This window comes from Streptomyces cinnabarinus (genome assembly GCF_027270315.1).
Lineage (GTDB): Bacteria > Actinomycetota > Actinomycetes > Streptomycetales > Streptomycetaceae > Streptomyces > Streptomyces cinnabarinus.
In genome coordinates this window covers 2808564-2821689 of the sequence record NZ_CP114413.1, presented here as the reverse complement: position 1 = coordinate 2821689, position 13126 = coordinate 2808564, and the positions used below count along the sequence as shown (strand labels likewise).

The 13126-nt window shown below is 69.5% G+C and carries 13 protein-coding genes; 5 read left to right on the top strand and 8 right to left on the bottom strand.

What is annotated here, in order from left to right:
* Positions 1-163: 163 nt before the first annotated feature.
* Positions 164-646, bottom strand: a complete 483-nt coding sequence (locus STRCI_RS12770) for a hypothetical protein (protein ID WP_269659036.1) — start codon at positions 644-646, stop codon at positions 164-166.
* Between the two features lie 10 nt (positions 647-656).
* Positions 657-2744 (bottom strand): hypothetical protein, encoded by a 2088-nt coding sequence (locus STRCI_RS12765; RefSeq protein ID WP_269659035.1) that lies wholly within the window; start codon positions 2742-2744, stop codon positions 657-659.
* A gap of 320 nt (positions 2745-3064) precedes the next feature.
* Here STRCI_RS12765 and STRCI_RS12760 point away from each other — a divergent pair, with 320 nt between their 5' ends.
* Both STRCI_RS12760 and STRCI_RS12755 read left to right on the top strand, forming a co-directional pair.
* Positions 3065-4522, top strand: coding sequence for an aldehyde dehydrogenase (locus tag STRCI_RS12760; RefSeq protein ID WP_269659034.1), 1458 nt, complete (start codon positions 3065-3067; stop codon positions 4520-4522).
* Between the two features lie 5 nt (positions 4523-4527).
* On the top strand, positions 4528-4761 hold the full coding sequence (locus STRCI_RS12755) for a ferredoxin (protein WP_269659033.1): 234 nt from the start codon (positions 4528-4530) through the stop codon (positions 4759-4761).
* 187 nt (positions 4762-4948) lie between these two features.
* Here STRCI_RS12755 and STRCI_RS12750 read toward each other — a convergent pair whose 3' ends face one another.
* Positions 4949-5611, bottom strand: coding sequence for a TetR family transcriptional regulator (locus tag STRCI_RS12750; RefSeq protein ID WP_269659032.1), 663 nt, complete (start codon positions 5609-5611; stop codon positions 4949-4951).
* A gap of 172 nt (positions 5612-5783) precedes the next feature.
* On the opposite strand from STRCI_RS12750, the gene STRCI_RS12745 reads away from it, so the two are divergent.
* The 3 genes from STRCI_RS12745 to STRCI_RS12735 are packed head-to-tail and all read left to right on the top strand — an operon-like array spanning position 5784 to position 8982.
* The gene (locus tag STRCI_RS12745) at positions 5784-7178 is read left to right on the top strand and encodes a glycosyltransferase family 4 protein (protein ID WP_269659031.1); all 1395 of its coding nucleotides are present in this window, start codon (positions 5784-5786) and stop codon (positions 7176-7178) included.
* Positions 7172-7915 carry a class I SAM-dependent methyltransferase gene (locus tag STRCI_RS12740; RefSeq protein ID WP_269659030.1) on the top strand — a complete coding sequence of 248 codons (744 nt, stop codon included), beginning with the start codon at positions 7172-7174 and terminating at the stop codon, positions 7913-7915. Before STRCI_RS12745 ends, STRCI_RS12740 begins: the two co-directional genes overlap by 7 nt.
* Positions 7912-8982: a prenyltransferase/squalene oxidase repeat-containing protein gene (locus STRCI_RS12735; protein ID WP_269659029.1), complete on the top strand. Its 1071-nt coding sequence runs from the start codon at positions 7912-7914 to the stop codon at positions 8980-8982. Before STRCI_RS12740 ends, STRCI_RS12735 begins: the two co-directional genes overlap by 4 nt.
* A gap of 2 nt (positions 8983-8984) precedes the next feature.
* Here the strand turns inward: STRCI_RS12735 and STRCI_RS12730 are convergent, their stop codons facing one another.
* The 5 genes from STRCI_RS12730 to STRCI_RS12710 form a co-directional block, all read right to left on the bottom strand.
* Entirely contained in the window at positions 8985-9278 is a 294-nt protein-coding gene (locus STRCI_RS12730) for a hypothetical protein (RefSeq protein ID WP_269659028.1), read from the bottom strand.
* A 40-nt stretch (positions 9279-9318) separates the two neighbouring features.
* The gene (locus tag STRCI_RS12725) at positions 9319-10323 is read right to left on the bottom strand and encodes an LLM class F420-dependent oxidoreductase (protein WP_269659027.1); all 1005 of its coding nucleotides are present in this window, start codon (positions 10321-10323) and stop codon (positions 9319-9321) included.
* Between the two features lie 107 nt (positions 10324-10430).
* Positions 10431-11255, bottom strand: a complete 825-nt coding sequence (locus tag STRCI_RS12720; RefSeq protein ID WP_269659026.1) for a DUF5336 domain-containing protein — start codon at positions 11253-11255, stop codon at positions 10431-10433.
* A gap of 161 nt (positions 11256-11416) precedes the next feature.
* Complete coding sequence (locus STRCI_RS12715; RefSeq protein ID WP_269659025.1) at positions 11417-12364, bottom strand: N-acetylmuramoyl-L-alanine amidase; 948 nt, start codon at positions 12362-12364, stop codon at positions 11417-11419.
* 22 nt (positions 12365-12386) lie between these two features.
* Positions 12387-13037, bottom strand: coding sequence for a class I SAM-dependent methyltransferase (locus tag STRCI_RS12710; protein ID WP_269659024.1), 651 nt, complete (start codon positions 13035-13037; stop codon positions 12387-12389).
* Positions 13038-13126: the final 89 nt, after the last annotated feature.

The window sequence follows — 13126 nt, the reverse complement described above, 5'->3', positions numbered from 1 at the left end:
TGTCTTCTCTCCCGATTACGCGAGAAAGGCTCATACGGCGGTTCGAAACGTCCAAGTCTTTTGCATTGGTCCTGTCGGTAGAGAACGTGGACGGCTACGTACCGAAACCCAAGATCGTTGCAGGGGAACAGTTCACTCAGCCGAGCAGCGAATGAACCGCTGCTCAACGCAAGGACTGTCCTGAAGACGGAGAGCTGCCGAACCGCCGCCAGAACTCGTTGGCCCGGTCGCTACCCGACGCCGCGACCAGGCTGGTCGTCACCGGATGGAGCACTAGGTCGGTGACAGCCGCGGCAAGGGCGGGCAGGCGCCGGGCGAACCAACCTCGGACATAGTCCATGATGTTCAAATCAATGTCGCCTGTAATGGACTCCTCCAGCTCGTTGAGGAGTTCCTGCGCGCGGTCGGAATTTGGCTCCCCGATCGGCACCAGGGTGCGAACCCGGGCGAACTCTGCGCGCAGTTGCGCGATTTCCTGTTCGGTCGCCGGAGTCGGGGCAGTAATTCCGGACTCGGACCGAATGACAATGTTCCCACTGCCGACAACTACCTGTCCGGAGACATTGCCGGTCCGTACTTCGCCGCGGCCGACATCGCTCTCGCCCATGACAGAGTTACCCTTCCCGTCGAGTTCGCTGGTGCGCAAAGTGCACATGTCAGGGCTGTGGTGGAGGCGGCCCCTCGGATTCAACTGCGGTGCCGGTTACGGGGAGTTCCACGGTTGGGCGCCCCCAGTCGTCGAGAACGGTCACCTGCGCCTGATAGTCGCCAGGGGCTGCTGGGCGGAACGTCACGGAGAATACGCACATAGTATTCGGTGCTGTGGGAGGGCAGGATGTTCGCTCCACCTCCCACACATCCGGATCGGCGACCGAGAAGCTGTTCTCATCGTCGCAATCCAGCCACTTGAACTGGAATGACACAGACTCCTCACCACCTCCGGCATTCACCGGCCCGAACTGCGCGTCCCCATCAGACACGGGGACGGCCGAGGTTGGTAAGCAGTCTTCGGGACCCTTCGTGGTCTCTGATTCCGATATTGACGGCGGGGGAAAACCGGTAGTGGGGGTAAGGCTGGTGGGCGGCATGGAGCTGGCTGTGAGCGAGGGCTTGCTCGATGGGTCGGAAGGTATCGTGTGTGTCGCGCCAGGCGTCAGAGAACCTGGCGTATCGGACGCGCTGTCGGACGCCCGGATGCCGCTCTCCGTGGAAACGGGAGCCGCGTTCGACTGAACAGGAGCCTCCTCGCCGCCAGTTACGGCAAGAGCAGTGAAGATGCCGCCGGCCACCACTGCCGCTATGGCCGTGCCGATCACGGCGGGGTTTCCCGCTACGGCAGACACTCCCGATTTGGCAGGCGCGGATAACGCATGTCCCAGGGCCCCACCCGCCCCGGCAGCGGATGAAATCGCCAACCCTGTAGAAAGCTTCAGGACCTTCCTTCGCACATCTTCCTCATGCGCGAAGTAGGCCTCGTCCTCGGCTGCTCCCAACTCGCGTGCTGCCGCCCGACCCAGTTCCAGGACCTCGCGCCAGGCTCCCCAGCGCAGTGAGCGGGCAAGCCCGGGTGCCGCGGCCCGGGCAAGGTCTCGTACTGCGGTGTGCTTCCGCGTGCGGGCGGCAGCGGTCAAGGCTCGCCGGATTACGGCAGTCGCGGCAGCGACATCCTTGCCGGTGGACTTCGTTCCCACCCAAGCGGCCAAGGCTTGCGCGAACTGCCCTGCATCGCGTGCGGGGCCCGTTTGAGCTACGACGAGGGCGGTCAGTCGACCGTAGGGGCGGAAGCCGTTTCCTTCCGAGGTGATCAGCTGTAAGGACTTCAGCTCGCCTAAAGCAGCAGCGCGGTCCACGTCTCCGGCCAACACGCTCAGCAGGGGCCCAGGTACTGGCAGGGGGGCGAATGCATTGAGTATGTGCAGGAGTTCCGCAGCCTCGTCGCTCAAACGATCAGCCACCCCCGTGGCGATCGCCTGTTCATCCACCACGAACCCACTGGCATCAGCGGTGCCGTGGCGTCGACCGGCAGCTCGCACGGCGGTGGCTGCCTGGACCAGTGCCAGTGGATTTCCCTGCACCGCCTCGATGTACCGTTCGGCCGCCTCCCGTTCGTCGTCCCGCAGTGACCGGTCGAGTTTCTGGGCGATCAGCGCAAGGGCGGCTTCCTCGGGCAGGCCGTCCAGACGCAAGGTCCGTCCCTCGGCCTCCGCGCATCGTGCTGCGGAGGTGACCACGACATCGCAACCGGGAGCGGCGTCGAGAAGGTCTGCCAGGTCGTCCGCGGAGCCCTCGAAGTCGTCGACGAGAAGCAGGGCTTGAACGGAGCCCATCAGCCGCCGCCGCCGAGCAGGGTCGGGCTTGTAGTCCTCGGCGTCGTAGCAGGCATGGAAGAGATCCTCGACGAGATCTTCTACGGGCACTCCGGCGGCAGAGAGCAGCACCACCTCACGGTGGGCGGCTCCACGCTCCGCGGCAAGGTGACGTAGCAGGGCGGATTTGCCGCATCCCGGGGGCCCGTAGATCTGAACAGGGTGGCCTTCCGCCAGCCACCCCTCCAACTCGGCCAGTTGATCGCCACGCCCGAACAGCGCCAGGCCTCGGGTTGGTACTGCCCGCCCGGTGGGACGGCTGCGTCGACGGACCGAGGGCGGACCTTCCGTCCGCAGTGTGACGGTTGAGCCGTGCTCGGCATGGACGACGACGTTCTGATCGCCGACCACCATCTGTCCTGCGATGCCGCCGCTCACATGAACGGCCCCCGTGTCCCCCATGCACCTTCCCCCACCATGTCCGGACCCCAGCCGAGGACCAGAATTCAAACAACGGGATCCTGTGAAGAAGGTGTGATTTTTTCTTTTGGTCGGAATTTTTCATAACTGGCCAGGGCTCGGCGGGCGCGAGTTTCGGAGGGGAGTGCTGATCGCGGTGTTGCGGCGCGAGGGCGCCGGCCCTGGGTCTGGCCTACTTCAACTAGAACTGGTATCAGTTCTGATGCAGCGTCAGAAATCAAGCAATGCAACGGATCCCACCAAGAAGACCCGCTCCAGCTCCGCAGGAGGCGTCGGCCATGACCGAGCTCGTGGAACACGGACAGCTGTTCATCGGCGGGGAGTTGACCGACCCCCTCGGCAAGGACGTCATCGAGGTGATCTCGCCGCACACGGAGGAGGTCATCGGGCGGGTGCCGCACGCGTCCCCGGCCGATGTCGACCGGGCGGTGGCGGTGGCGCGCCGGGCCTTCGACGAGGGGCCCTGGCCGCGGATGAGCCTCGACGAGCGGATCGAGGTCGTCAGCCGGATCAAGGACGCCATCGCCGTACGGCACGAGGAGATCGCCCGGGTCATCTCCTTCGAGAACGGCTCCCCTTACTCCTGGAGCGTCCTCGCCCAGGCGCTCGGCGCGATGATGGTGTGGGACTCGGCGATCACGGTCGCGCGGAGCTTCCCGTACGAGGAGCACCGCGACGGAGTCCTCGGCAAGATCCTCGTACGGCGGGAGCCGGTCGGTGTCGTCGCGGCCGTGGTCCCTTGGAACGTCCCCCAGTTCGTCGCCGCCGCCAAGCTGGCCCCCGCGCTGCTCACCGGCTGCACCGTCGTCCTCAAGCCGTCGCCCGAGTCGCCCCTGGACGCCTACCTCCTCGCCGAGATCGCGACCGAGGCCGGGCTGCCGGAGGGCGTGCTGTCGATCCTGCCCGCCGACCGGGAGGTCAGCGAGTATCTCGTCGGGCATCCCGGCATCGACAAGGTCTCCTTCACCGGGTCCGTCGCCGCCGGGAAGCGCGTCATGGAGGTCGCCGCCCGCAATCTCACCCGCGTCACCCTTGAGCTGGGCGGCAAGTCCGCCGCGGTCGTGCTGCCGGACGCGGACGTCGAGGCGGCGGTGGCCGGGATCGTCCCCGCGGCCTGGATGAACAACGGCCAGGCCTGTGTGGCCCAGACCCGTATCCTCCTGCCCCGCTCCCGCTACGACGAGTTCGCCGAGGCCCTCGCCGCCGCCGCGAACGCCCTTGTCGTCGGCGACCCCCTGGACCCGGCCACCCAGGTCGGCCCGCTGGTCGCCCGGCGCCAGCAGCAGCGCAACCTCGACTACATCCGCATCGGCCAGGAGGAGGGCGCCAAGATCCTCGCCGGCGGCGGACGGCCACCGGGCCGGGACCGCGGCTGGTACGTGGAGCCGACGCTGTTCGGGGACGTCGACAACTCCATGCGGATCGCCCGCGAGGAGATCTTCGGCCCGGTCATCTGCCTGCTGCCCTACGGCGACGAGCAGGACGCCGTGAAGATCGCCAACGATTCCGACTACGGGCTCTCCGGCAGTGTCTGGACCGCCGACGTCGCACGCGGCATCGACGTCGCCCGCCGGGTCCGTACCGGTACCTACTCGGTCAACACCTTCAGCCTCGACATGCTCGGCCCCTTCGGCGGCTACAAGAACTCCGGCCTGGGGCGGGAGTTCGGGCCCGAGGGCTATGGCGAATACCTGGAGCACAAGATGATCCATCTCCCCGCGGGCTGGGAGGCGTAAGGGGGATGGGAGACCGCTGGCACGTCGAGGTCGACCGGTCGGTGTGCATCGGCTCGGCCCAGTGCGTCCACCGCGCCCCCGACGGGTTCCGGCTCGACACCGCCCGCCAGTCCCATCCGGCCGAGCCCGACATGGACGCGGGGGAGGGGGTTCTGGCGGCGGCGGAGAACTGTCCGGTGGAGGCGATCGTGATCACGCTGCTGGGGAGCGGGGAGCCGGTCTTCCCGCCGGAGGATTAGGGGCAAAAATAGGAGAAATTTCCCTTTTCATCCCATCGAGCGCGTTCTATTCTGGGAAGTGGCCTACGAGGCGAGCGAGGGAGTCCGAACCGGAGTAGCCGACTCGGTGGAAAGTGGAAGGATCGCTTACACCGCTGCCGACGTCGACGGTCCGGACCCAGAAGTCCGAACCTGTCTCGTAGGTCATTTACGTGTCCGAGGGCGCCGAGGGTGCCGCGGGCGCCGTCAGGTCGATCAACCGGCACACCGTCTCGATGTCGATCTTCACCTGGGCGATGGAGGCGCGGCCCGAGAGCCAGGTGATCAGCGCGGAGTGCCAGGTGTGCTCGATGACCCGGACCGCCGAGAGCTGCTCGGGCGTCACCTTCTCCTGGGCCGCCGGATCGGCCGCCGGGTAGCCCATCGCGTCCAGGATGATCAGGGTCGTCTGCCGGGACACCTGGTCGACCTCGGGAGAGACGCTGCGGTCCGCGAACGTCAGGGCGCGGACCATGGCGTCGGCCAGATGCGGCTCGCGCTGAAGGGCACGGAAGGCGCGCATCAGCGTCTCCGCCACCCGCTCCGCCGGGGTGTCGCCCGCCGGCGGCTTCTTCCGCAGGGTGCCGTGCATGTGCTCCAGCTGGTCCTGCATGGTCGCGACCAGCAGATGGATCTTGGAGGGGAAGTAGCGGTACAGCGTGCCGAGCGCCACCTGCGAGGACTCCGCGACCTCACGCATCTGCACCGCGTCGAAACCGCCCCGGCTGGCCAGCTGCGCGCTCGCGTGCAGAATGCGGCGGCGGCGGGCCTCCTGCCGCTCGGTGAGGGACGAGGTGACCGGTCTCGCGGGATTGGCTGCCACCTTGTCCACCTTGTTCCCCTCACCGTGGCCCGACCGTGGCGTGAATCACCTGATCCACTGCTCACGCCGTCTCTACCTGCCGGTAGATTCGGAGCCTCTTGAACGATCAAGTCTGTAACTTGTTCTAGATTAGCGTCCCGTCGTAATCTCGCGGGACAGTGCAGGGAGAAGGGGGCCCGGAGTGACCGCTGAGGCCAGTCGGACGGGTTCCCCCAAGGAGCCCGCCGCGGACGGCGAGCGACCGCTCGACATCGCGCTTCTCACCTACAAAGGGAACCCGTTCTGCGGCGGCCAGGGCGTCTACGTCCGCCATCTCTCCCGCGAGCTGGCCCGCCTCGGTCACCGGGTCGAGGTCATCGGCGCCCAGCCCTACCCGGTCCTCGACGAGGGCGTTCCCCTCACCGAGCTGGCGAGCCTGGACCTGTACCGCTCCCCGGACCCCTTTCGCACCCCCAAGCGGGACGAGTACCGCGACTGGGTCGACGCCCTCGAAGTGGCGACCATGTGGACCGGCGGCTTCCCCGAGCCGCTGACCTTCTCGCTGCGCGCCCGCCGCCATCTGCGCGCCCGGCGCGGCGAGTTCGACGTCGTCCACGACAACCAGACGCTCGGCTACGGCCTGTTGGGCGACGTGGGCGCCCCCCTCGTCACCACCATCCACCACCCCATCACCGTCGACCGGCAGCTGGAGCTGGACGCGGCCGAGGGCTGGCAGCGCCGCTACTCGGTGCGCCGCTGGTACGCCTTCACCCGCATGCAGAAGCGCGTCGCGCGCCGCCTGCCCTCCGTCCTCACCGTCTCCGGCACGTCCCGCTCGGAGATCGTGGAGCATCTCGGAGTGCGCGAGGACAGGATTCACGTCGTCCATATCGGCGCCGACACCGATCTGTTCGCGCCGGATCCCTCCGTGCCGCGGATACCCGGCCGGATCGTGACCACCTCCAGCGCCGACGTCCCCCTCAAGGGGCTCGTCTTCCTCGTCGAGGCGCTCGCCAAGGTCCGCACCGAACACCCCGACGCCCACCTCGTCGTCGTGGGCAAGAAGCCCACCGAGGGCCCGGTCGCGCAGTGCGTCGAGCGCTACGGCCTCGAAGGTGCCGTCGAGTTCGTCAAGGGCATCTCCGACGCCGAACTGGTCGACCTGGTCCGCTCGGCCGAGGTCGCCTGCGTGCCGTCGCTGTACGAAGGGTTCTCCCTGCCCGCCGCCGAGGCCATGGCCACGGGCACGCCCCTGGTCGCCACCACCGGCGGCGCGATCCCGGAGGTGGCCGGACGGGACGGCGAGACGTGCCTGGCGGTGCCGACCGGCGACGCGGGCGCGCTGGCCGCGGGGCTGAGCCGGCTCCTGGGCGACGCCGAGCTGAGGGCACGCCTGGGCCGGGCCGGCCGTGAGCGCGTACTGGCGAACTTCACCTGGGCGAAGGCGGCGGAGGGCACGGTGTTCCGGTACCGCGAGGCCATCGCCCGCTCCGCGGCCGTCCCGGCCCCCGAGCGCCCCACGCTGCGGACTCCCGGCCGCTCCGCGGCCCCAGAAGGTTCCTACTCCGAAAGCTCCGAAAGCAGGGCCACGTGCTGACCGTCGACTTCTCCCGGTTCCCGCTCGCCCCGGGCGACCGAGTCCTGGACCTCGGCTGCGGTGCCGGCCGGCACGCCTTCGAGTGCTACCGGCGCGGCGCCCAGGTCGTCGCGCTGGACCAGAACGCCGACGAGATCCGCGAGGTCGCGAAGTGGTTCGCGGCGATGAAGGAGGCCGGCGAGGCGCCGGAAGGGGCCACCGCGACGGCCATGGAGGGCGACGCGCTCGCGCTGCCCTTCCCCGACGAGTCCTTCGACGTCGTCATCATCTCCGAGGTCATGGAGCACATCCCCGACGACAAGGGCGTGCTCGCCGAGATGGTCCGGGTGCTCAAGCCCGGCGGCCGGATCGCCGTCACCGTCCCGCGCTACGGCCCCGAGAAGGTCTGCTGGGCCCTGTCCGACGCCTACCACGAGGTCGAGGGCGGCCACATCCGCATCTACAAGGCGGACGAACTCCTCGCGAAGATCAGGGAAGCCGGGCTGCGGCCGTACGGCACCCACCACGCCCACGCCCTGCACTCGCCGTACTGGTGGCTGAAGTGCGCGTTCGGCGTCGACAACGACAAGGCGCTGCCGGTGAAGGCGTACCACAAGCTGCTGGTCTGGGACATCATGAAGAAGCCGCTGGCCACCCGGGTCGCCGAGCAGGCGCTGAACCCGCTGATCGGCAAGAGCTTCGTGGCGTACGCGACCAAGCCGCACCTGCCGCGGGTGTCCGAGGCGGCCGCCAAGTGACCACTCCCCGGACGGAACACCTGGTCCTGCCCGGGGTCCTGACCGCCGAGCAGGCCGCCGCGACCGTCGCCGGACTGCTCGGCGTGCAGCGGGAGGACGGCGCGATCCCGTGGTTCCGGGGCCACCACCTGGACCCCTGGGACCATGTCGAGGCCGCCATGGGCCTGGACGCGGCCGGTGAACACGCCGCCGCCGAGCGGGCCTACGAGTGGCTCGCCCGCCACCAGAACGAGGACGGCTCCTGGTACGCGGCCTACGCGGACGGCGCCTTCGACGACGTCACCGACCGCGGCCGGGAGACGAACTTCGTCGCCTACATAGCCGTGGGCGTGTGGCACCACTACCTCTCCACGGGCGACGACACCTTCCTGGACCGCATGTGGCCGGCCGTCTACGCGGCCATCGAGTTCGTGCTGCGGCTCCAGCAGCCGGACGGTCAGATCGGCTGGCGCCGAGACGACGACGGCACGCCCACGACGGACGCGCTGCTGACCGGCTCCTCCTCGATCCACCACGCCCTGCGCTGCGCGCTCGCCATCGCGGAGCAGCGCGAAGAGCCCCAACCCGACTGGGAGTTGGCCGCCGGAGCCCTGCGCCACGCCATCCGCCGCCACCCCGAGCGGTTCCTGGACAAGGACCGCTACTCGATGGACTGGTACTACCCGGTGCTGGGCGGCGCGCTGATCGGCGCGGAGGCCAAGACCCGCATCGAGGAGTCCTGGGACCGCTTCGTCGTCCCCGGCCTCGGCGTGCGCTGCGTCGTCCCCAACCCGTGGGTCACCGGCGGGGAGTCGGCCGAACTCGCCCTGGCCCTGTGGGCGATGGGCGAGTCCGACCGGGCGCTGGACATCCTCCAGTCGATCCAGCACCTGCGCGACGAGGAGACCGGCCTGTACTGGACGGGCTACGTCTTCGAGGACCGGGCGATCTGGCCGCAGGAACTGACGGCCTGGACGGCGGGCTCCCTGCTGCTCGCGGTCGCGGCGCTGGGCGGTCACGAGGCGACCTGCCAGGTCTTCGGCGGGGAGCACCTGCCCACCGGCCTAGACCCCGACTGCTGCCTGTGACCTCAGTGGCGGTGCACCCGGTTCGCTATGGCGTGCCCGACGAACAGGTACACCACCGCGGCGAGTCCGTACCCCGCCACGACCCTGGCCCACGCCGCGTCGAAGGTGAACAGGTCGTGGGACCAGCCCGCCAGCCAGCGGGCCACGTCGTGCACGAACTGCACGAAGTCGTTCGCGCGGTTAGCGTCCAGCAGGTACATCAGGATCCACAGGCCCAGGACGAAGGCCATGACATCGGCGACGATCGCGATGACCGTGCCGGCCTGGTTGGCACCGTTGCGATATCGAGGGGACATGACCGACGGGTAGCCCATCGGCCGTGAACCAAACCCGGGTTCACCCGTTGAGCTCGGCGAGCACCCGCAGGGTCCGTGGGTCCGGGGCCAGCGCCAGCAGGTCGGTCACCGGGCCCTTGCGCCACAACTCCAGCCGCTCGGCGATGCGTTCGCGCGGCCCGACAAGGGAGATCTCGTCGGCGAAGGCGTCCGGGACGGCCAGTACGGCCTCCTGTCGGCGGCCCTCCAGGAACAGTTGCTGGATCCGCCGGGCTTCCCCTTCGTACCCCATGCGGGCCATCAGGTCGGCGTGGAAGTTGCGGGACGCGTGGCCCATGCCGCCGATGTAGAAGCCGAGCATGGTCTTCACGGGCAGGAGCCCTTCGGACACGTCGTCGCAGAGGCGGACCTGGGCCATCGGAGCGACCAGGAACCCCGGCGGGAGACCGGGCAGCGCGTACGCGTCCGGACGGCCGGGCGACCAGTACAGCGGGAGCCAGCCGTCGGCGATCCGCGTGGTCTGAGCGACGTTCTTCGGGCCCTCCGCGCCGAGGAGGACGGGGAGTGCGGGGCGCAGGGGGTGGGTGATGGGCTTGAGGGGTTTTCCGAGCCCGGTGGCGTCGTCGCCGCGGTAGGGGAGGGGGTGGAAGCGGCCGTCGAGCGCGACGGGGGCCTGCCGCCCCAGGACTTGCCGTACGACATCGACGTACTCGCGGGTCGCGGTGAGCGGCGACTTCGGGAACGGGCGGCCGTACCAGCCCTCGACGACCTGCGGGCCCGACAGGCCGAGGCCGAGCAGCATGCGCCCGCCGGAGAGATGGTCGAGGGTGAGGGCGTGCATGGCCGTGGTCGTCGGCGACCGGGCCGCCATCTGGGCAACCGCCGTGCCCAGCTTGATCCTTGAGGTGTGCGCCGCGATCCAGGTGAGCGGGGTGAAGGCGTCGGACCCCCAACTCTCGGCGGTCCACACGGAGTCGTACCCGAGCCGCTCCGCCTCCTGGGCCAGCGGCAGATGCTCCGGGGAGGGGCCACGCCCCCAGTATCCGAGCGCGAGACCGAGCCGCATACCTGCCTCCTGACGGTGCGTCAGCCAAGGGAGGCGACTGTACGACAACGGCCCCTCACCGGGAAGGGTGAGGGGCCGTCGTACGACTGCTGTGTCTCTGCCGCGGATCAGCCGCGCTGGATGCCGCTGGTGTCCTGGAGCACACCGCGACGACCGTCCTGCGTCTGCGCGATGAGCTGCGGGCCGCGCTGCTCCACGGCCAGGTACCAGGTGCCGGGCGCCAGTTCGGCGATCGGCGTGGGCGAACCGTCCTCCGCGAACAGCGGACGGGCCACCGGCACGGCGAACCAGAACGGGGAGAAGTCCCCGCCGGGCTGCGGCGCGGGCGCCTGCGGCTGACCGCCCTGCGGCTGGCCGCCGAACGGCTGCGGACCGCCCTGCGGCTGACCGCCGAACGGCTGCCCCGGCTGCGGCGCCTGCGGCTGCTGGGCACCCGGGTACCCGTAACCGCCCTGCGGCTGCCCGCCGTACGGCTGCGGGGCCGCGGGGCCGGGGGCCGGCAGGAGGGCGCCCTGGAGGGCGGGCAGCAGCGGGGACGCCACGGCGGCACCCGCCAGCAGGAGGGCGGCGATCAGGCCGAGGATGAGACCGGCGCCCACCTCGACGTCGAAGCCGTCCGTGTCGATCGAACCCGCCGGGTCGATGATCGTCCAGAACGAGGTCCAGGCGGCGAAGACCGTCAGCGCGACGCCGAGCTGGCCCAGGTCGAGGCCAACGACCTTGCGGGGCTGCGGCAGCGCGCGGGCCACGACGATCAGGACTGCGCCCGCGATGCCGGCGACGTACATGCTCATCAGCATGCCGAGGTTGTCCCAGGCGCTGGGAATGCTGCTGCTGTCGCCACCGTAGGTGTCGAGGAACGACGCGACGAAGAGCAACACCGCTGCTCCGATCACCACGCCGTCGCCTCTAGTGAGGGAGCGGATATTCACTTCAAGGTCCTTCAGTTCAGTCGTCTCGTCATCAGTGGAGGCGTCGCTGTCACCATGTCGCCCTCAGGCCCCGGTGTGAAGCGCAGGGGTGGCCCCTCATCGTAGGAACGACCCTATCGTTCGAACGATCAGGCTGTCCGCCGGGATCAGTGTGCTGATCACTACCCGCGCAGAAAACTCACGATTCCGTCAGAGATCCCTTGCGCCGCCTTCTGTCGCCAGGCACCGCTGGTCAGCTGTGCCGCGTCCTTGCTATCGCGCATGTTGCCGCACTCGATGAACACCTTGGGAACCGTTGACAGATTGAGACCGCCGAGATCCTTACGCGTGACGAGACCGGTGCCGTCGCCCACGTAGTTGGAGGGCGCGCTTCCGGTGGCCCTGACGAAGTTGCCCGCGATGCGTTCACCGAGGTCGCGCGAGGGGGCGACGATCGGACGGGTGTCGGCGGCACCGGAGTTCACCGGGCCGGGGAGGATGACGTGGAAGCCGCGGTTGCCGGTACCGGCGCCGTCGGCGTGGATCGAGACGACCGCGTCGGCCTCGGCCTTGTTGCCGATGCGCGCCCGCTCGTCGATGCAGGGGCCGTACGAACGGTCCCCGTCCTGGGTCAGTTCGACCGTGGCGCCCTGCTTCTCCAGCAGCGTGCGCATGCGGTGGGCGACGTCCAGGGTGAACTTGGCCTCCGTGTAACCGGAGTTCGTGGCCGTGCCGGTGGTGTCGCACTCCTTGAACCCGGTGCCGATGTCCACCTTGCGGTTGATCTCGGCGGTGTGCTGGAAGTTGCTCGGGTTGTGCCCCGGGTCGATGACGACGACCTTGCCCTTGAGGGGGCCGGAGGCGGTGGGCTCCAGGGAGTCCTTCGGGGACTCCTCCGGGGAGTCCGAGGGGCTCGGCTCCTTGGCGTCGCCGGTCGCGGGCGGCGACGAGGCCGTCGGTGTCCCCACGGCCGCCTTGTCCGAGCCGCCTCCGTCGTCCGAGCCGCCGAGCGCCTCGTACGCCACCCATCCGAGCAGCGCGCCCGGCACGAGCGCGACGAGCGCCACGGTGAGGGGGCTGCGACGGGGGCGGCGGGGCTGCGGATCGAAGTCCGGTCCTACGTACGACACGTCTGCGACTCTAACCGCGCCCTCAGATCCCCGCCCCCGTTCGCCGCAGCACGCGCAGGGAGTCCGTGACGGAGATCTCCTCGAAGGCGCCCGACTCCAGCGCGCGCAGGTAGATGCGGTACGGGGCCTGGCCGGTGAACTCGTCCGCCGGGTCAGGGAAGACGTCGTGGATCACGAGGAGGCCGCCTTCGGCCACATGGGGGGCCCAGCCCTCGTAGTCGGCGGTGGCGTGCTCGTCGGTGTGGCCGCCGTCGATGAAGACCAGGGCCAGGGGTGCGGCCCAGACGCGGGCGACCTGCGGTGAGCGGCCGACCAGGGCGATCACGTGCTCCTCCAGGCCCGCCTTGTGCAGCGTCCTGCGGAACGTCGGCAGCGTGTCCATCAGGCCGAGCTCGGGGTCGACCGTCTCGGGGTCGTGGTACTCCCAGCCCGGCTGCTGCTCCTCGCTGCCGCGGTGGTGGTCGACCGTGAGAGCCGTCACACCGGCCGCGCGGGCCGCGTCGGCGAGGAGGAGGGTGGAGCGTCCGCAGTAGGTGCCGACCTCCAGGAGGGGCAGGCCGAGCCCGCCCGCCTCCACCGCCGCCGCGTACAGGGCCAGGCCCTCACCGACCGGCATGAACCCCTTCGCCGCCTCGAACGCGGCCAGGATCTCGGGCTTGGGGGCCGGGGTCATCGGCAGGGGCCTTCCGGTCGTACGGACGTTTCGGCGGCCCATGCTGCCGTACCCCCCGGCCGAGGAGCGACCGGGGGGTACGGCGGGGA

Excerpts from the sequence above, each read along its gene's own strand:
- STRCI_RS12760 (WP_269659034.1), top strand. The coding sequence starts at position 3,065 with ATGACCGAGCTCGTGGAACACGGACAGCTGTTCATCGGCGGGGAGTTG.
- STRCI_RS12755 (WP_269659033.1), top strand. The coding sequence starts at position 4,528 with ATGGGAGACCGCTGGCACGTCGAGGTCGACCGGTCGGTGTGCATCGGC.
- STRCI_RS12730 (WP_269659028.1), bottom strand. The coding sequence starts at position 9,278 with ATGTCCCCTCGATATCGCAACGGTGCCAACCAGGCCGGCACGGTCATC.
- STRCI_RS12725 (WP_269659027.1), bottom strand. The coding sequence starts at position 10,323 with ATGCGGCTCGGTCTCGCGCTCGGATACTGGGGGCGTGGCCCCTCCCCG.
- STRCI_RS12710 (WP_269659024.1), bottom strand. The coding sequence starts at position 13,037 with ATGACCCCGGCCCCCAAGCCCGAGATCCTGGCCGCGTTCGAGGCGGCG.